The 16,236-nt window shown below is 61.7% G+C and carries 17 protein-coding genes; 8 read left to right on the top strand and 9 right to left on the bottom strand.

Going from position 1 to position 16,236, the window contains the following annotated elements:
* The first annotated feature begins 220 nt into the window (after nucleotides 1-220).
* From WA237_RS16885 to WA237_RS16870, 4 genes are all read left to right on the top strand, one after another.
* The gene (locus WA237_RS16885; protein WP_336099004.1) at nucleotides 221-427 is read left to right on the top strand and encodes a hypothetical protein; all 207 of its coding nucleotides are present in this window, start codon (nucleotides 221-223) and stop codon (nucleotides 425-427) included.
* Between the two features lie 562 nt (nucleotides 428-989).
* A complete protein-coding gene (locus WA237_RS16880; protein WP_336099002.1) occupies nucleotides 990-1,583 on the top strand; it encodes a transposase in 594 nt (197 codons plus the stop codon).
* Entirely contained in the window at nucleotides 1,570-3,903 is a 2,334-nt protein-coding gene (locus WA237_RS16875) for a relaxase/mobilization nuclease domain-containing protein (RefSeq protein WP_336099001.1), read from the top strand. Before WA237_RS16880 ends, WA237_RS16875 begins: the two co-directional genes overlap by 14 nt.
* An 8-nt stretch (nucleotides 3,904-3,911) precedes the next feature.
* Nucleotides 3,912-5,912, top strand: coding sequence for a type IV secretory system conjugative DNA transfer family protein (locus WA237_RS16870; protein WP_336099035.1), 2,001 nt, complete (start codon nucleotides 3,912-3,914; stop codon nucleotides 5,910-5,912).
* Between the two features lie 155 nt (nucleotides 5,913-6,067).
* On the opposite strand, the gene WA237_RS16865 is transcribed toward WA237_RS16870, so the two are convergent.
* Both WA237_RS16865 and WA237_RS16860 read right to left on the bottom strand, forming a co-directional pair.
* Entirely contained in the window at nucleotides 6,068-6,574 is a 507-nt protein-coding gene (locus WA237_RS16865) for a type II toxin-antitoxin system VapC family toxin (protein WP_336098999.1), read from the bottom strand.
* Nucleotides 6,571-7,650: an XRE family transcriptional regulator gene (locus WA237_RS16860; RefSeq protein WP_050754196.1), complete on the bottom strand. Its 1,080-nt coding sequence runs from the start codon at nucleotides 7,648-7,650 to the stop codon at nucleotides 6,571-6,573. The genes WA237_RS16865 and WA237_RS16860 overlap by 4 nt, the downstream gene beginning before the upstream one ends.
* A 108-nt stretch (nucleotides 7,651-7,758) precedes the next feature.
* Between WA237_RS16860 and WA237_RS16855 the strand changes: the two genes are divergently transcribed.
* Genes WA237_RS16855 through WA237_RS16840 form a run of 4 tightly spaced genes read left to right on the top strand, consistent with a single transcriptional unit; the run spans nucleotide 7,759 to nucleotide 10,704 of the window.
* On the top strand, nucleotides 7,759-7,983 hold the full coding sequence (locus WA237_RS16855) for a DUF2188 domain-containing protein (RefSeq protein ID WP_009815559.1): 225 nt from the start codon (nucleotides 7,759-7,761) through the stop codon (nucleotides 7,981-7,983).
* A gap of 26 nt (nucleotides 7,984-8,009) precedes the next feature.
* Entirely contained in the window at nucleotides 8,010-9,035 is a 1,026-nt protein-coding gene (locus WA237_RS16850) for a CBASS cGAMP-activated phospholipase (RefSeq protein WP_233486458.1), read from the top strand.
* The gene (locus WA237_RS16845; RefSeq protein WP_009815561.1) at nucleotides 9,032-10,231 is read left to right on the top strand and encodes a nucleotidyltransferase domain-containing protein; all 1,200 of its coding nucleotides are present in this window, start codon (nucleotides 9,032-9,034) and stop codon (nucleotides 10,229-10,231) included. Before WA237_RS16850 ends, WA237_RS16845 begins: the two co-directional genes overlap by 4 nt.
* A complete protein-coding gene (locus WA237_RS16840) occupies nucleotides 10,231-10,704 on the top strand; it encodes a hypothetical protein (RefSeq protein ID WP_009815562.1) in 474 nt (157 codons plus the stop codon). Before WA237_RS16845 ends, WA237_RS16840 begins: the two co-directional genes overlap by 1 nt.
* Before the next feature lie 136 nt (nucleotides 10,705-10,840).
* Here the strand turns inward: WA237_RS16840 and WA237_RS16835 are convergent, their stop codons facing one another.
* From WA237_RS16835 to WA237_RS16805, 7 genes are read right to left on the bottom strand one after another with little or no spacing between them, the layout of a single operon-like run.
* Entirely contained in the window at nucleotides 10,841-11,920 is a 1,080-nt protein-coding gene (locus tag WA237_RS16835; RefSeq protein WP_009815563.1) for a type IV secretion system protein, read from the bottom strand.
* A 6-nt stretch (nucleotides 11,921-11,926) separates the two neighbouring features.
* Nucleotides 11,927-12,331, bottom strand: coding sequence for a hypothetical protein (locus WA237_RS16830; RefSeq protein ID WP_336098994.1), 405 nt, complete (start codon nucleotides 12,329-12,331; stop codon nucleotides 11,927-11,929).
* On the bottom strand, nucleotides 12,328-12,516 hold the full coding sequence (locus WA237_RS16825) for a hypothetical protein (RefSeq protein WP_336098992.1): 189 nt from the start codon (nucleotides 12,514-12,516) through the stop codon (nucleotides 12,328-12,330). The genes WA237_RS16830 and WA237_RS16825 overlap by 4 nt, the downstream gene beginning before the upstream one ends.
* Nucleotides 12,513-13,499: an ATPase, T2SS/T4P/T4SS family gene (locus tag WA237_RS16820; RefSeq protein ID WP_336098990.1), complete on the bottom strand. Its 987-nt coding sequence runs from the start codon at nucleotides 13,497-13,499 to the stop codon at nucleotides 12,513-12,515. Before WA237_RS16820 ends, WA237_RS16825 begins: the two co-directional genes overlap by 4 nt.
* Nucleotides 13,500-13,503: 4 nt before the next feature.
* Nucleotides 13,504-14,886, bottom strand: a complete 1,383-nt coding sequence (locus WA237_RS16815; protein WP_336098988.1) for a TrbI/VirB10 family protein — start codon at nucleotides 14,884-14,886, stop codon at nucleotides 13,504-13,506.
* Entirely contained in the window at nucleotides 14,883-15,569 is a 687-nt protein-coding gene (locus tag WA237_RS16810; protein WP_009815541.1) for a TrbG/VirB9 family P-type conjugative transfer protein, read from the bottom strand. The genes WA237_RS16815 and WA237_RS16810 overlap by 4 nt, the downstream gene beginning before the upstream one ends.
* 11 nt (nucleotides 15,570-15,580) lie before the next feature.
* Nucleotides 15,581-16,234: a virB8 family protein gene (locus tag WA237_RS16805; protein ID WP_009815542.1), complete on the bottom strand. Its 654-nt coding sequence runs from the start codon at nucleotides 16,232-16,234 to the stop codon at nucleotides 15,581-15,583.
* Nucleotides 16,235-16,236 lie beyond the last annotated feature (2 nt).

Genomic DNA, 16,236 nt, shown 5'->3' with positions numbered 1-16,236 from the left:
GGATGGTGGCTGCGGCGTGATGGCAAGGGTCATCCGAGTCTCTCCTTTTTGCTCATAGATGTGGATCGCACGGGGTCGGCCCAATCGTGCCCTCAGCTCACGCTTCGGCAAGCACAAATACGGCTTCCACGGCTAGCCGCGGACCCTCCGCATTTGCGCTTGCGACCGGCCCTCTTGCCCCCGTGCCGGGTGATCCCCATCGCAACAAGGAGAGACCCAAATGACCAACCACTACGTCGCCACCGTCCCCGTCAAGTTCACCGATACCGATGGCCAAGAGCGCACCCGTTTTCAGCGCGTGGGCGCTATGTTCCGCAACACCCGCAACGGGGACAGCTCGGAGTTCTTCAGCCTCAAGCTCGACTTCCCGGTCGCGGTCTCGGAGCTGGTGATGTTCCCGCCGAGCACGAAAGATCCCCAGGACTGAATCCTCTGACGAGGATGGGCTGCCCCAGGACGATCTTGGGGCGGCCCGATCCCTGTTCCAGGGATGCCGCGTCCGGCGATCAGATCGCCCGAGGCAACTTCACGAAGCCGCCGGCCGCTGCGCGTTCAACGGACGCACTCCCCCCGGAATGATCAGGCCGCGACAGACCGGCCAGTCAGCCTCAAGGGGGCCATCCACAAAAACAGGCAGGCCAGGGCCTCCCGGTTTTTGCGGCAGAGATTTGGCGGAGCCAAATCTGGCCCTCCTTGACCCTGCCTGTCCGCCCTGTCGGTGGGGTTTGCGCCCGCCCGCGGTTCCGTCCGAACACATGCGTGTTCGTCCAGACCCTCGGGCGGTGCTGGAGAAGGGGCCTTTGAAGCTGGAGGCTGTGCTGGTGGTGAGGGCGGCAGAGCCGCGTCCCTGCGGGCCGCGGCGTCAAGCGGACACCAAGGCTGCCTGAGCCTGAATGCGACGTAAGTATATAATTGACAGCTTGTTATATTATCGTAAGGTGGGGTCAGCCTTGGTGGAAGGTGGCAGGAAATAGGGGGTCTTTCTTCGCATGTCTCGCTCAAAACGCCTCACAGATGCGGACCGCATGGAGATCGTTCGCGAAGCCGTGGAAGGCGTTTCCACTTCAGTGCTGGCGGAACGCTTTGGCGTGTCGGTGCGGGCGATTCAGTACACGCTCAAAGCTGATGCCGAGCGCCAGACGGATGCCGCTATTCCGGTCTCAGCGGTCAGTGTGAAAGTCACGGCTGCGGAGCTTGCGGCGCTCGACGAGGTGCTGGCCGAGGCCGGAATCGAGAGCCGAGCCGAAGGGCTGCGGCGGCTCATTCAGGCGGCGGGCGGAGTGTTCGTTCCGGACGCGCAGATGGCGGCCGAGATGGCGCGCTACAGGGCCTCTCTGCACGAGGTCGGCAATGGGGTCGCGCAGATCGCCAAGCGGATGACGCAGGCCAACCGGCAGGGGCAGGGGGCTGATGGTGGGACTGGTGCCGAATTCTCGGAACTGCGCCTTGCGCAGATGCGTGGGCTGGCGCGGTTCATTCTGGATTCTGCTGACGAGATCGACCTGCTCCTGCGGCGCCGTCGCGACGCGATGCAGCTGGAGGCCACGGCCGCGCTGAGGGAGTTTGCCCATGCGGCTGAATGATGCAGTCGACGCTGTCACCGGCGAGGTCTTCCGGGATGGCTGGAGCCGGATCCGGGGCTCGATGCAGGGGCTGCATGTCGCCAAGCAGAGCCAGCTTGTGCGCGCGGCAGCCGGGCACCGTCCGGCGGTCTTCAAGGCGATCCGGGGCGGGGGTACGCATACCAAATCACAGCTCGCAAACCAGCTCGATTACCTCACCACCAAGTCCACCCATATCGTCGACTCGAGCGGGTTTCTGGATGGCAAGGCGAAGCTCGAGGCGGGTGACATCAAGGACCTGACCGAGCGCTTCGCCAAGCGGTGGGATGCGGGCTTCAAGCCCAAGCTCGGGCAGACCACCCACATGCTCATGTCCTTCCCCATCGGCACGCGTGGGGAGGATGTGCGCGACATCGCGACGGACGTGGCCGAGCGGTTCTTCCAGACTGATAAGGGGCATTTCGACTACATCATCGCGGTGCATGAGGACCGCGATCACCCCCATGCGCATCTGGTGTTGAACCGCCGGTCGCAAGAAGGCGAGTTCTTCTTTCTGGGGCGCAACCACCGCTTCAACTATGACGACTTCCGCCTCGCCATGGTCGAGGAGGCGGAAAAGTATGGTGTACGGCTGGAGGCCACGCGGCGGGTGGATCGCGGCGTCGTGCATTACCCAGCCCGCACCAGCGAGGTTTACGCCGCGAAAGACGAGGGCCGCGCGCCCCGCGAGCGGGAACGCGTTGGGACCGACCTAGCTCGGACGCTGGCGGAGATCGCCAACACCAGAACCGTCTACCATTCGCTTGCCGCGGAAGCCTCCCGGGAGGCCCGCGAGGATATCGCCGCAGCACTTTTTCGCGCAGGCGAGGTGCTCGCGCATGGCGGGCAGGTGGACCGAACAGGAGATGTGTATATGGCCGAGGATCAAAGCTTCGAGGATCTGAGAAGCCTCTATGCGGAAAAGCTCGCGCGGGTGCAGGGCATGATCGCCGAGAAGTCTGACGCGGAACGTCCCGTGCTGGAAAAACGCCTCATCGAGATCCAGACGCAGGTCCAGCACATGCAGCCTCTCGGTTTGCGATCATCCGCGCTGTCAGAGACCCCCTCGGAGGGCGGGATCTATTCCGAAGCCAATATCAACGCCAGCCAGCGCGAGCGTCTGGCAGAGCCCGATCTGAGATCGCGCATTGACGCGGCACTACACGGCACCGGGATCAGCACATCGGAAGTGGTGGCCCGGATCGAGACGGGCGCCTCAAATGCAGCGCTCGAGCATCAATGGATCGCCAATGATCTCTCCAAAGTGGCTGAGGCGCGGGATCTGAACCTCGAGCGCCGCGCCGATCTGGAACAGGCGCGCGACATTCTAAATGACGTGCATGTCGCGCTCGGCACGCTGCTGGAACGGGAAAACGTGCTGCGCCGGGATGGTGTCATGGAAGCGGAACCGGTCAGCGAGCAGTTCCATTATCATGAGGGCGCGGTCCGGGCGATGGAAGGGACAATCCGTCAGGAGATGCGCGCAGAGGGCCTGACAGCGCAGCAGATCGAGGACCGGGATTGGGAGGTTGTCTCAAGGGCGGAGCGCCGGATCGAGACGGAGCAGCGCGCGTATCTCGCGGCACACCCGGATCTGCTCGCACGCCCTGGCGATGTGATTGACCGGTCTGAGCCCTACAGGGAGACCATTACCGATGCGGCCCGCGCCCGCGAGATCACCCGCGAGGTCGACCGCATCATGGAGGGACGCGACGTCCGCACGCCCGTTGCAGATGCAGTCACGGATGACTTGCGCGCGCGCTATCCGGACATGCCGTCCCACCTCGCCCGTGGACTCGGCGCGACCTATGCCGCCGTCGTCGAGATACGCGACACGGAGGCCATCAATCAGGTCCGCCGCGAAACCGAGATGCGCGACGGGCTCGGGTCTGGCACGCGCGAAGACATCCTCGCGACCCGCGATGAAACTGCGCCGCAGTCTGACCGTGTCGACCGCCTCGCAGAAGAGTTTGCGCGTGTTCTGGATCATGAGCGGGCCGGGGAGCTGTCCGCGCCCTTCGAGACCGAGGCGGAGCGGGACGCTTTCCGAACCGAGATCGCGCGGGTGCTTGATAACCGCCAACTCGACCGGCTTACATCCGGCGATGCCGATGCGCTGGAAAAGGTTCTCGAGGACCGTCTCGACCGGCTCTATGTCGCCAAGGTCTACCTGCAATCGGATGCAGCGACGGCCAACACGGAGGCCTTGCGCCAGGTGGTCGATGATCTCGCCGATGCCGAGTATGAAAAACACCGCACCGCTGACGTGGATGGCGAGATCGAGCGGGGTCAGGTCCATTGAGCGCCGCCATGGGAAAAGCGCGGATCGCCACGGGCGTCCTGCTTGTGACGCTTGTGACCGGGGCCATGGGCTATACCATCGCCTCGGCGGTGCTGACCTACCAGGATCTCGGCTTCGGGGCCGAGATCGACTTTGCCTATATCGCGCAGAACTATCTGGCGATCCTGGACCGCCGCCCGGAGGACGCGCAATTTATTCACCTGATCATCGGCAGCTTCGCCGCTGCCGGCCTGATGCTGAGCCTCGCCCTCTCAGGGTCCGCCCTGACACGCTTTGGCCAGACCCATTGGCAGACCGCGCGCGAGATGAAGGCCAATGGCTTCTTCGGGGCGTCCGGGACCGGGTTCATCCTCGGAAAGCTGGGGCCGCCGGGCTCCCGCGCCAACTACATTTGCTCCAAGGTCTTCCCCCACGCGCTGATCGTGGCCCCCACGGGCCGCGGCAAGACCACGGGCTTTGTCATTCCGAACTTGCTGTCCTGGCAAGGCTCCGCGGTGACGCTCGATGTGAAGGGCGAGTGCTTTGAGGCCACGGCCCGGCATCGCGCAGCCCAAGGCGACAAGGTCTATCGCTTTGCCCCTACCGATTGGGAGGGCAAGCGCACGCATCGTTACAACCCGCTCCTGCGCATCTTTGAGCTGAAAGATCCCGCGCGCCAGCAGATGGAACTGCAGCTCCTGGCGACGCTTTTTCTGCAAAGTGATAATGACCGGGTGCAGGGGCTGCTCAAGGGCGGGATCGATCTCTTCGTGGCGGCAGGCCTGCTGGCGTTCCAGCGCAAGCGCCCCACCTTGGGCGAGATCTACCGCATCGCGGCCTCGGGTGGGAACAAGCAGAAGGAGTATTTCGCGCGCGGCCACGAGGTGGAGAACAGGGCCGCCAAGTTGATCTTCACCCGGCTGGCCTCGACCAACAATGACACGCTGACCTCCTATGTCTCGCTCCTGATGACCTCGGGGCTGGATCAATGGCAGAACCCGGCCATCGATGAGGCGACAGCAGTCTCGGATTTTGATTTCCGGACGATCCGCAAAAAGCCCTTCTCGGTCTATCTCGTGGTCCAGCCGCTAATGGTGAAGCCGCTCGCGCCGCTGATCCGGCTGTTTTTCTCCGACCTCCTTTCCGCCATGCAGGAAAAAGATCCCGGGTCCGACGAGCCGTGGCCCGTGATGATCATGCTCGACGAGTTCAACCGTCTCGGAAAAATGCCCATCGTGGTCGAAAGCATCGAGACCCTGCGCACTTATCGAGGTCACCTTGCCGTGGTCACCCAAACCATCCCCGCCCTCGATGAAATCTACGGCGAGAACACCCGCCGCGCCCTGCAGGGCAACGCGGGCGTGAAGCTTTACTTGACACCTTCTGATGAAAAGACCGTCGAGGAGCTGAGCAAGGCGGTCGGCAAGACCACGAAGACCGTGGTCACGCGGTCGCAATCCATCGGCAAGAACCCCTTCGAGGGCCGTAGCCAATCCACACGGACCGAGGAAAGCTCTTTGCTGCCTGAAGATGAAGCTCGCCGCCTGCCGCTTGATGAGATCGTTATGGTAATCGATGCGCAAATGCCCGTCCGGGCCAAACGGATCCAGTATTTTGACGACCGGTTGCTCAAGAAGATCCACGCGGCACAGACGGGCGAGTTGCCGTTTCCAGAGCCTGGGGGAGGGGGGCCGCAGGGTGAACTGCCGCTGAGTATGCGCGCCATGCCGATGACTCCGCCTTCAAACGGACCAGGTGGGTCTGACGCCGTTGTGGAGACCGCACACCAAGATGCTGGCAGCCAAACGTCAAAGCAAACCGACGTCGCTCCAAAAAAGACCGCGCCTGTCGTTCAAACCGTTATCGCCGAGGAACAGCGCCAGATGGAGATGGATTTTGGAAGCCAGGTCGCCGATGCAGAGGCAGCGAGCGTAGCTGATGAGGCGCAGATGCGCTCTGCAGTCGATGGCTTGGACGACATGGAAGCGATGCTGCGAGAGGAGGATGGTGAAAGGCTGGTTGCGCGATAGGGTGGCGGGCATGGCGACCTGCGCGTAGCTTCCGTAACGCTGAATGTCACAAACGATGCTTTTTGACGCCGAAAAAAGGGGCTGGTTTGCATGACCGTTCGATCTTTCGCTCGGAACGTCGTGGGCAGGGTCCAGCCATCTCCACCTTGTTCAGATCATGCCCCGAGACGGCGCAGCCGCTTGTCGATCTCGGCGGGGGGTAGGAAGACCGCCTCATCCGCCCGCCAGATTTGCAGGGCGGAGACAAGAAGCCCGACATCGCAGGCTTCGGCGGCGTGCAGCTCGTCGATGATCCAGAGGACGCCATGAACGCGCACCGCGCGAGCGGTGGCGACCTTGCGTAGAAGGTTGTCGCCGGTCAGGAGGATGCCGTTTTCCTGGCAGGTTGTCGTCACGAGGGCGAAGCAATCATTGGCCGACAGGCGGCTATGTTCCCGCTTTAGAGCGAAAACCCGCGCGACTTCTTCCCCCGGCAGATCGTAGGTGGCGAGGCCACCGTCTTCGAGCATCCGCCATTCCTGCGCTGTGAAATCGAGCAGCTCCTCCTCACGGATGGGCAGGGGCACGATGAAGCGATAGGGCAGCCGCAGCAGGACGTGCAGCAACTCTCCCTTCTTCAAGTCGATCAGACAGGACGCATCATTGACGACAACCCAGGTCACTGGTCACGAGGCCCCCTGATGTCGCGTTCGACAACGCTCAAGGGGAGCCCGAGCATCTGCGCCGCCCGCACGGGGGAAATCATCTCCTCGCCGAGCGCGCGCCAGACGAGGCGCTCGAAGCGCTGCGGCTTCTCGAAGGCCGCAAAGCCCTCGCCTGGACCGATAGGCTCCGGCTCCTCGCGCCGCCAGCTTCGCGCATAGGTCTTGAACGCATATTCCACAGCGCTCTTCGACAGGATGCCCACCTGGCCGAGCCGCACGAGCATCGCGGCGGCGGAGACGCCATAGGTGCGCTTGAGCCGCATGATCTCTATCCAGGTCATGCCGTGACGGTTTCGGCCAGCTTCCTCTTCCAGATGCTCACGCGGAATGAGGAACGCCCCCGCGAAGCGGTGCATCGAGGGCTCCTTTTTCAGTGCGGCATTGCCGGTTTCGGTGATGATCCGGTGCGCGAGTTCGTGGGCGAGGTTGAAGCGCTTGCGTTCGACATTGGTGTGCCGCGAGACGACGATCACCTCAGTCGGTGCGCCCTCCGCCCGTTCGACATGACAGGCCAGCCCGTTGATGCGTTCCGGGAGATCGGCCTCGATGACCTTGAGTCCCTTGTCTTCGAGCAGGGCGGTCATACTCGGGATCGGGTCGATCCCAAGCTGCCACTCGCGCCGCACGTCCCGCGCCTTGGCGTCGATGGCCTCTTCATCGGCCACCATGTCCACGCGCAGCGCGGCGAAGGGGTCTTCAGCGGGGTGCATATCGAGGATGTCCTCGATGGCGAGATAGTCTTCGAGCTTCTCGATGACGATGGATTCCGCCATCGCGCGATCCTGCGCCGAGGCGGTCGAGTTCTTTCGCCACTCGACGCTTTCCAGAGCTTCGACCTGACCGCCGAGCAGGAAGTCCAGTGACACGCCGAGCGCCTTGCCGAGGCCGACCAGCACTGACGAGGACGGCATCATCTTGTCCGCCTCGTATTTGCTGATGGCCTGCGCTGACACGCTTGGGGTTACGCGCTCCGCGAGCGCTTGCATGGATAGACCCGCCCGCTTGCGGGCAAGCCTGAGTCTTTGTCCGAACATGATCCTCTCCCGGCGGTTATTGTTGTGGTTGATAAACGCCGTTTCTTCCTGTATATTTAAACATAAGGTTGTCGCATCGTCAACCGAAATCGACACGTGAGGCTTGAAATGTCTAAGAAAAATCAGCATGTTGTGCCGCATGAAAGCGGTTGGGCAGTGAAGGGGGCGGGTAACTCCCGCGCGTCTTCCGTCCACGGCACGCAGCGCGAGGCCATCACAGCCGCGCGGGAATCCGCCATTCGTCAGGGCAGCGAGATGCTGATCCACGGCGAGAACGGTCGCATCCGCGAGCGCAACACCTATGGCAAGGACCCGTATCCGCCGAAAGGCTGAAGGGCATAAGCGGAATGGATGTCAGGATGAGCAACGGTGGGAACAACAGGCAGATACGTCGCATCCTCTCCATCGACGGGGGCGGGATTAAGGGCACGATGCCCGCTGCATTCCTCGCGGGGCTCGAGGAGGATCTGGGCCAGCCCATTGGGCGCTATTTCGATCTCATCGCGGGCACATCGACGGGTGGCATCATCGCACTCGGCCTTGGCCTCGGCCGCACGGCAAAGGAACTGCTCGAGCTTTACGAGCGTCGCGGGCCTGTCATCTTCGGTCAGGACAATGCGGATGATGAACCGCTGGGGAGGATACGGCAGGCATGGCGCACCCTCACCGCCACAGGTCGGCACGTAGTCGGTCCAAAGCACGATGCGGCAATTCTTGCTCGTGAACTCAAGGCCGTTCTCAACAACGATCTGATCGGGCAATCACAGACCCGGTTGGTGATCCCGGCGTGGGATGCCGATCTCCGCAGCCCTTATATCTACAAGACCGCGCATCACACACGCCTGCAAACCGATTATCGCAAGACTGCGCTTGATGCCGCCCTGGCTACGGCAGCGGCACCTACGTATTTCAAGCGACATCGCACTGCTGATGATATTGGCCTGACCGATGGCGGGACATGGGCCAACAATCCCACAGCCATTGCTGTCGTCGAAGCCATCACTCTTCTGGGGTGGCATCCGTCAGACCTGCGCATTCTGAGCCTGGGGTGTCTGGACGAAGTCTACATGCTGCCCGAAAGTCCAGGGTTTGCCGGACTCGGCCTCAAAGTCCTCAACCTTTACGCGGATGGGCAATCACATGGCGCCCTCGGCATGGCAAAACTTCTGACGGGACACCCTTACGATGGGGATCGCATCTACCGCATTTCGCCGTCTGTCCCGAGCGGGTTTTTTACCTTGGATGACACCACGAAGATCGGCCGCCTCAAGGGCCTCGGTATGTCAGAAGCCCGAAAAGCAAAGCCCCACCTGACCCCGATCTTTTTCACCCAGCCTGCCGATACCTTCGTGCCGGTCTATCAACTCAAGGAGAAAGCGGCATGAATCAGATGTTGCGACAGCCGCTGACCGACAGTGATATTCGGCGGCGCACGCAGATATTCACCATCCTGGACGAGATAGGCGAGGATCTGGACCTCACCGAAACCCAGTTTGATCGTGCGCGCCAGAGCTATGGTGCCGTCGGAGACTGGCTGTCCGGTTCAACTGATCCCCTACTCGTCAGTGTTCTGGTCTATCTCCAAGGGTCCAGTGCGCTTGGAACGGCCGTGAAGCCAATCGGGCGGCGGGAATTCGATGTCGATCTGATCTGCTTTTGTGCAGGTATCGCGTCCGGCATCTCACCAGCGACCCTGAAGGCGGCGGTTGGAAACCGGCTCAAGGAACACGCCACCTATGTGCGCCTTCTCGAAGAAAAAAAGCGTTGTTGGCGTCTCAACTATGCGGGGGACTTCCACCTCGACCTATCCCCGACGATAGCAAACCCGGTCTGCGGCAACCGGGGCGAATTGGTGCCCGACCGGGCTCTGAAGGAATGGCATCCGACAAACCCGCGGGCCTACAAGACCCTGTTCGATGAGCGCGCCGCACTCCGGCCTACCTTTGTGGGCAAGTTTATCGCCATGCAGCGGGACGAGGCGACGGTGGAGCCGTTCCCCGTCCGAGAAGCAGTGAAAGGCATCCTGCGCCGCATCGTGCAATTGCTCAAACGGCACCGCGACGTTTTTTATCAGAACAACACGCAAGACGTGGCCCCGATTTCCGTTATCATTACCACCCTTGCGATGCAGTCCTATGCCTATTGCGTGCGCAACCACGTCTTCCATGACGAAATGGATCTGTTGGTCGAAACGATCCGGATGATGCCGCACTTCATCGACCGCCCCATTCTGGACGGACGGCGGGGCTATGCCATCCTGAACGAGACAACCAACGGGGAAAACTTCGCCGACAATTGGAACAAGGATGAACGCCGGGCACCAGCATTCTATGCGTGGCACGCACAAGCTCTGTCCGACTTTGAAGTCCTTCGCGATGCTGTTGGTCAGGACCGTGTGTCATTGAACATGGAGCGTTCGTTTGGTTCCGGTGTCACCGGACGGGTTCTCGGCAACCGCGTCAATGCGGTGTCGGATGGTCGCAAATCGGGTCTGCTTTCTGTCGCACCTGTGGTCGGGCTGACGACATCGAAGGTCGCAGCATCAACGACCGTGCCCACAAATACGTTCTTCGGTGATTGATGATAGGACGAGGCGGGCAATACGACCTGACCCTGTCGCAGCAGCTGCTGTTCCTGAAGGCAAGCCCGGCTATCAGTGGTGTGGGGCAGGTCCGCGCAAACAAATTGACATGGCAAGAGCCTATACAACCGACCGCCTTGGCGCGCTCCTACCTTGCCACGATCACGCTTCAGCCGGGTCAAACGCCCGGTGTTCAGATAGACGACCCGGATCTGGAGTTGCTGGCGGCAGGGCGTCCTTTTCCTCACGTCTACAGAGATCCGCTGCGCCTTTGTCTTTATCTTCCAGGTGCCAGGGAATGGGACGCGCGGAAGCGGATCGACCAAACCATCATTCCGTGGACTTACCTTTGGCTCTATTATTTCGAAGATTGGCTTTGGTCAGACGACTGGAAAGGTGAAGGGCAACACCCCGGCGAAGAGCCTGAGCCAGTTGGCAATCGGGCGATGCGCAGGGCCGTGGCACGGTGCTAAAATTGTCGATTCCGCTTGTGGCAGAAACGGTCGTGTTTGGCCACGTGCCTTGTGTCGCGAGGGATCAACCGTTTAGCAATGACAAAAACCCGCGGCGAAACCTTTGCAGTTTTGGCAAGTTTTTGGCACCTGGCTGTCACCGCCTGCCCAACCTACCAAGTCTCGAAAGCTGTGCCAGCATTCGGGCGCCTGTTCCGGTTGCGTCACCCGGACGAGCCGCAGTTGGCCCTCCAGCAGTATTTGGCCGGCTCGGCAAGGCTTGCACGCCGAAGAATTGTCGCGCTCGAAGGGCTGCGTATTCAGCCCCAGTTGCGCCACCGATGGCATAGCGATTGTAAACTTGTTGGCTACCTGCAAGCCCTCTGGCGAAGGCATAGCTTCCCCCGAACCCGGCTGAGAGTGCTGGCATCATGATGTTTCCGGAAATCGCCCGAACCAAGAAAGGCGTTGCTATGATGAAACCCTTTGCCATCAGCACCATCATGAAAAATGGGATAAGGGCCCCTATGTTCGAGGCTCCCTCCGGGTCGCCAAGTTCGGCAAGAAGCGCCCGAGAGACCCCCGTGATCGTCGCGAACACTCCGGCGACGACGATCGGATACATCGCGAATGAAATGAGCGCGGATAACCAGCGCGCGAAATAATCCTTGGTCACCTCGAACAGGGTCAAGAAGATCATCACTGGCGCAATGCCAATTAGCAGAGCGATCATGAGCCGGGACGCCACAACAATGAACGCCGCCAACCCGCCAAGAATCGAGAGCAGCAGAACCCCAAGTGTGTCAAGCAAGGCACCCGCCATCCAGTTCAGCTCAGATCCCGCAGCATTCAGATAGTCCCCGAGCGCTGCAATCAGTTCGTCAAATTCCTCTGCAAAGGTACCGGACGGACCAGGTGATCCGCCGCCGACAGAAGCCACAAGTGCCCCGGCAATGCTGTCAATTCCGTTCAGTATTGCTGAGGCAAGCGCATTGAACTGGACCCAGTTGGCCGCGAAGACCCCTATAAGTCCGACCTTCACGGCCAGCCAAAAGGCAGTTCGGCCGTCCATGGCGCGATATTGGTAGATCATGTTGATGAAGACCAGAATGACAACTAGTGTTGTGCCCAGAACCAGCAACGTGCCGACCGTTGCTGCGACCGCACCAAACTGAGTTTCGGCAGCGGTATCTAGATACCCTTCGGACGTTTCCACGAAGTAGGTGACGACACTCATGGATTGCTACCAGTTGACAGCTGCTACGCAGATTGGCATGGCGGCGCGGCGCAGTTCATTTGCCTGTCGTCGGTATTCGGACGTCGCTTCGACAACGTCCCAGTATTTAGATGAAGCATAGCGCTCTGTGTAGAAGCGTACGGCGTCCTCCCAAGTTGGATACCGTGTGGGACAGTCGCAGTTTTGCGAGTCTACGACGCGCTCCATGCTTTGAGCCCGATATATCTGTTGGATCAAAAGGCGCTTATAGGATTCGCGCACATTGATGTTCTGCATCCACTTCGGCTCAGGTGGCTGGTCTGGGCAAACATTTGGGTGGTTGTCGAGCGTCGGGATCAGGTTCCGCTCGGCTACGCCAGCAGTTGTGCCAAAGATCAAGAGCAGGCCAGCGACTGCAATAGCCCGTGTCATTCCGATGCCGCCTTCATTGTACCAGTCTCACGCTTCAAGAAAGTGGTGTAGCCGTAGTCGCCGGCTTCGGCGGTGATAACCTCCCACCCTTCCGCGCCGCGCTCATTCAAAGCACGTCGCACCTCGTCGTAGTCCTCTTGCTTCTTCACCGGAAAGAACAGGATGTCATATTCAAAGGTTTTCATGAGGAAGCTCCAATCTCAGTTGCGCCGGGGAGGTAGAATTCGGTGATGCCGCGTTTGCCGTCATGGCGACCGGCCTGGATGATCACGTCAATGGAATTTTCGATGTACTGGATCATGTCGGCATAGGTCATCGGGATTTCGGTCTTGAGTGCAGCGATCGCGAGCCGCTGCACGGCCAATTGCGGGGTTTCGGCATGCAGCGTGGTCATGGACCCGCCATGGCCGGTGTTGATGGCTTCCAGAAAGGTCATGGCCTCCTTGCCGCGCACCTCGCCCAGGATGATCCGATCGGGGCGCATGCGGAGCGTCGCAGTGAGAAGCACATCGGCGGTTTGGAACTCCGCGTCGCGATTGGCGATGAGGGTCACGACATTGGGCTGGGTCGGCAGAAGCTCGGAGGCTTCCTCAATGGTGACGATGCGTTCCTCGGCCGGTACGTGAGAGAGGATCTTGCGCGCGGCGACGGTCTTGCCGGTGGAGGTGCCACCCGAGACGATCATGTTGAGTTTGTTCTCGACGCAGAAGGCCAGCGCATCATCGATCAAACCCGCGGCCACCACTGCGCGCAAGGCGCGCTTTTTTTCGACGCGCAGGTCTTCGAGCTTGCGCTCTTTTCCGTAGAGGAAATCGAGCGCAATGCCCTCGAGTGGCAGGCTTGAGAAGAACCGCAGGTTGATCGACATGGCCGAGAGCACGGCCGGCGGGGTGATGACCTGTGCGCGGATCGGGCGACCCTTGTAGGTGATCGAGACCGAGACGATCGGGCGGTCCTTGCTCATCGTTGTATTGGCCGAGGAGGCGATCTGATTGCCCAGGTCCCTGACCTGAACGCCCGTCAGCCTCTGGTCCAGCGCGCGCATGAAGTGATCCCCCTGGAATTCGCCCCAACAGGTCCCGTCGGGATTGATGCAGATCTCGATGACATCGTCGCGGGCGGCGGCGTCGATCCGGTCGAGCGAGGTTTCGAGATAGCTCAGCGACATGGGCTCAGAATATCTCCAGATCGCGGTCGACCATGACCGTGACGCGGGCGCCCTGGTCGACATAGATGACGGGGCCGATTGAGAGATAGTCGCCGATGACGCTGTCCGTCGCATCGGCCAGATCATCGCCAACGTCTTCGAGAACGTCGGCGGCAGTCTCGTCCTGGACCTCGGAGGCGGCGGCACTTGGCGCAGCCGAAATCAGCGAGATCAGGGCGGCCGACCCGAAACGCTCGGCGAAGCGTGTGTCCACGAAACCCGTGACGCCGGAGCGACCCAGTTCATCGCCCCCGAAGGAGCTGATCTGGACGGTCTGGTTGTCGGGCAGGATGATCCGGTCCCAGGCGATGGTCACGCGGCGCTGCGCGATATCGACGCCGGCGCGGTAGCGCCCGATGAGACGGGATCCGCGGGGGATCAAGAGGCGCGCGCCATCGACGCTGTAGACATCCTCGGACACCACGGCACGGGTCTGACCGGGCAGGGAGCTGTCGAGGGCGGTTTCCATGACGGCCTGGATCATGGTGCCCTGGATGATGGTGTTGGAGGGATTGGCGATCACCTCGGCCTGCGTCACGGTGGAGGGCAACGCACCGTTCAGCACGAAATCCGTCACCTCGCCAAAAGTGCGTTCGGTCAGAGCCGTTTCATTCGCTCCGGAGGCACCGCCAAAAGCTATGGTGGGCGAGGTGGTGCGCCGCTCCTGGAAGGCGCGTTCCTCCGCGGCGCGGCGCTCCAGCTCGGCCATGCGCCGGGCTTCTTCTTCGCGGCGCAGTCGCTCTTGCTCGCGTGCGAGCAGCTCATCTTCCGTGGGGCCTGCTGGGGCGGGTTGGGGCCGGCTGGCTTCGAGTTGGGCCAGTTCCAGATCCATGCGGAGTTGCTCAAGGCTGCGATCCCGCGCCGTCAGTTCGTCCTGGAATCGTTGCTGTGCGGCTTCCGAGGCGGCTTGCAGCGCCGCGATCTGAGCGGTCAGCGCGTCGATCGCCTCTGCGGCGGCGGTGTCTTCCTCGACGACCGGTTCGGGGGCGTTGCGCAATTCCTCGATCTGGGCCTGCAGGGCGGTGATCTGCGCCAGAAGCTCCGCGTTGGGCTCGACGGGGTCTGGTCCGACGAACACAACCTCGGGCTCGGGCGGGGGCAAGGTCTCGATGGCACCAAAGCCGTCCCCCTCGCTTTGAAAAACATCCGGGGTGGCCGTCGGCAATGCTTCCTCTTCGTCGGGCTGTGAGAGGAGATAAAGCAGGGCACCACCCGCGCCGATGACGATGACCACGATCAGCGCGAGAAGGGGCGACCGGCGCTGCACCGCCGCTGTGGGCGCGCGGGCACTGCCTTTCTCAAGGGCGGCGAGGCGTTTTTCCAGCTCGGTGTTCCCGGTATCGCTCATGAGGCGGCCTCCGCGGGCGGGATCGCCTCGATGCAGACCACCTCTTCGCCAAGTCGCAGGACCCATTGACGGTTCACGCCGCTGACGCGGATCACGCCGTCTTCAGGGGTTTGCGTGTTGACCGTGCGTTCACGGCCGCCCGCGTAGCGGAAGATCGCGGGCACAGGCGCGTTTCTTGGAAAGGCGAAATACGTGAACGTCCCGTCATCCCAGATGCGCGTTGGCGTGAACTCGGTCCGCGCGCTGGCGCCATAATTGTAGTTCGGCGCTTGGGCGGCGATGGCCCGGGTCGGGCGCGCATCGTCCTCCGGATAGCGGAACTGCACCACGTAGAAGGTCGGGCTGCGGACCTCCTCGACGTTGAAGTAGTAGCTCCGGCGGTTCGTATAGACTGTCACATTGGTATGCACCCCGCGCGCCACAGGCTTGATCGCGAAGGCCTGACCGCCCGGGACGCCGTCGATCTCGAAGCCCTCGGTGTCGCCCGCGATGATCGAGCGGATGCTTTCGCCCTCGCCGAACTCGATGGTGGTCACATGGGTGAGCGAAACGCTGAGACGGTAGACCTGACCCTCCTGGTAGGTGGCCAAGCGCACTCGGCTGTCGTTGGGACCGCCACGCGGGATGGCTTCGGCAGAGGCGAGGCCGGGCAACAGGGCAATGACAAAAATAAGCGATCTCATAAACAACAACGTCAGTTCTCCAATCTGTCGGAGCGGATGGAATATTCGAGGACGGTGAAGCCGAATGGATTGGTCCAGACCTCATCGATGGAGCGGCGGGTCTCCGGGCGGAACTCGAAGAGAAGCGTCGCAGTGAAGAGGCCGGTCTGGATGCCGTTAATGGACGTCAGGCGCTTGCGCAGGCGGACCGTCGCGCGGTTGGTTCCGATCCGGTTGATGCTGAGGATTTCCACGTCGAGCCGAGCATTGGGGCCATAGACCGTCGGCGGGTAATTCTCGTTGGCGCTGTTCCAGATCTGGCGCAGCCCGCTCTCGGCGGCCCCATCCGAGCGGCGCAGGACGCTGCGGATGCGCAAATCGTTGTCGAGCTGATTGTAGACCTCACGATCGGTCACATAGCGGAAGACCTCCGCCTCGATGATCGCCTGGTTGGCGGTGACCGAGGAAGCGCCCACCGAGGCCTCGGGGAGTGCAAAGCCGGTGGCGGGATCATAGGGGACAACGACGGGGGGCGGATCGACATCGAGGATCGAGACAGCTGCCGCGCTCAGACAGCCGATGATGCCGAAGACAAGGCCTATCAGGCCAAGACGCTGCCAAAGCCGTTCACGGCGCAGGGCACCATAGACCAGTTCTTCCTCGATGATTTCTTGTTCAGTCGCCACCC

The organism is Roseovarius sp. CH_XMU1461 (genome assembly GCF_037027165.1).
GTDB lineage: Bacteria > Pseudomonadota > Alphaproteobacteria > Rhodobacterales > Rhodobacteraceae > Roseovarius > Roseovarius nubinhibens.
This window is presented reverse-complemented; position numbering and strand designations above follow the sequence as displayed.

Bases quoted from the DNA above. Each gene is read 5' to 3' on its own strand.
- WA237_RS16885 (WP_336099004.1), top strand. From the start codon at position 221: ATGACCAACCACTACGTCGCCACCGTCCCCGTCAAGTTCACCGATACC.
- WA237_RS16880 (WP_336099002.1), top strand. From the start codon at position 990: ATGTCTCGCTCAAAACGCCTCACAGATGCGGACCGCATGGAGATCGTT.
- WA237_RS16875 (WP_336099001.1), top strand. From the start codon at position 1,570: ATGCGGCTGAATGATGCAGTCGACGCTGTCACCGGCGAGGTCTTCCGG.
- WA237_RS16870 (WP_336099035.1), top strand. From the start codon at position 3,912: ATGGGAAAAGCGCGGATCGCCACGGGCGTCCTGCTTGTGACGCTTGTG.
- WA237_RS16860 (WP_050754196.1), bottom strand. From the start codon at position 7,650: ATGTTCGGACAAAGACTCAGGCTTGCCCGCAAGCGGGCGGGTCTATCC.
- WA237_RS16855 (WP_009815559.1), top strand. From the start codon at position 7,759: ATGTCTAAGAAAAATCAGCATGTTGTGCCGCATGAAAGCGGTTGGGCA.
- WA237_RS16850 (WP_233486458.1), top strand. From the start codon at position 8,010: ATGAGCAACGGTGGGAACAACAGGCAGATACGTCGCATCCTCTCCATC.
- WA237_RS16845 (WP_009815561.1), top strand. From the start codon at position 9,032: ATGAATCAGATGTTGCGACAGCCGCTGACCGACAGTGATATTCGGCGG.
- WA237_RS16840 (WP_009815562.1), top strand. From the start codon at position 10,231: ATGATAGGACGAGGCGGGCAATACGACCTGACCCTGTCGCAGCAGCTG.
- WA237_RS16835 (WP_009815563.1), bottom strand. From the start codon at position 11,920: ATGAGTGTCGTCACCTACTTCGTGGAAACGTCCGAAGGGTATCTAGAT.
- WA237_RS16830 (WP_336098994.1), bottom strand. From the start codon at position 12,331: ATGACACGGGCTATTGCAGTCGCTGGCCTGCTCTTGATCTTTGGCACA.
- WA237_RS16825 (WP_336098992.1), bottom strand. From the start codon at position 12,516: ATGAAAACCTTTGAATATGACATCCTGTTCTTTCCGGTGAAGAAGCAA.
- WA237_RS16820 (WP_336098990.1), bottom strand. From the start codon at position 13,499: ATGTCGCTGAGCTATCTCGAAACCTCGCTCGACCGGATCGACGCCGCC.
- WA237_RS16815 (WP_336098988.1), bottom strand. From the start codon at position 14,886: ATGAGCGATACCGGGAACACCGAGCTGGAAAAACGCCTCGCCGCCCTT.
- WA237_RS16810 (WP_009815541.1), bottom strand. From the start codon at position 15,569: ATGAGATCGCTTATTTTTGTCATTGCCCTGTTGCCCGGCCTCGCCTCT.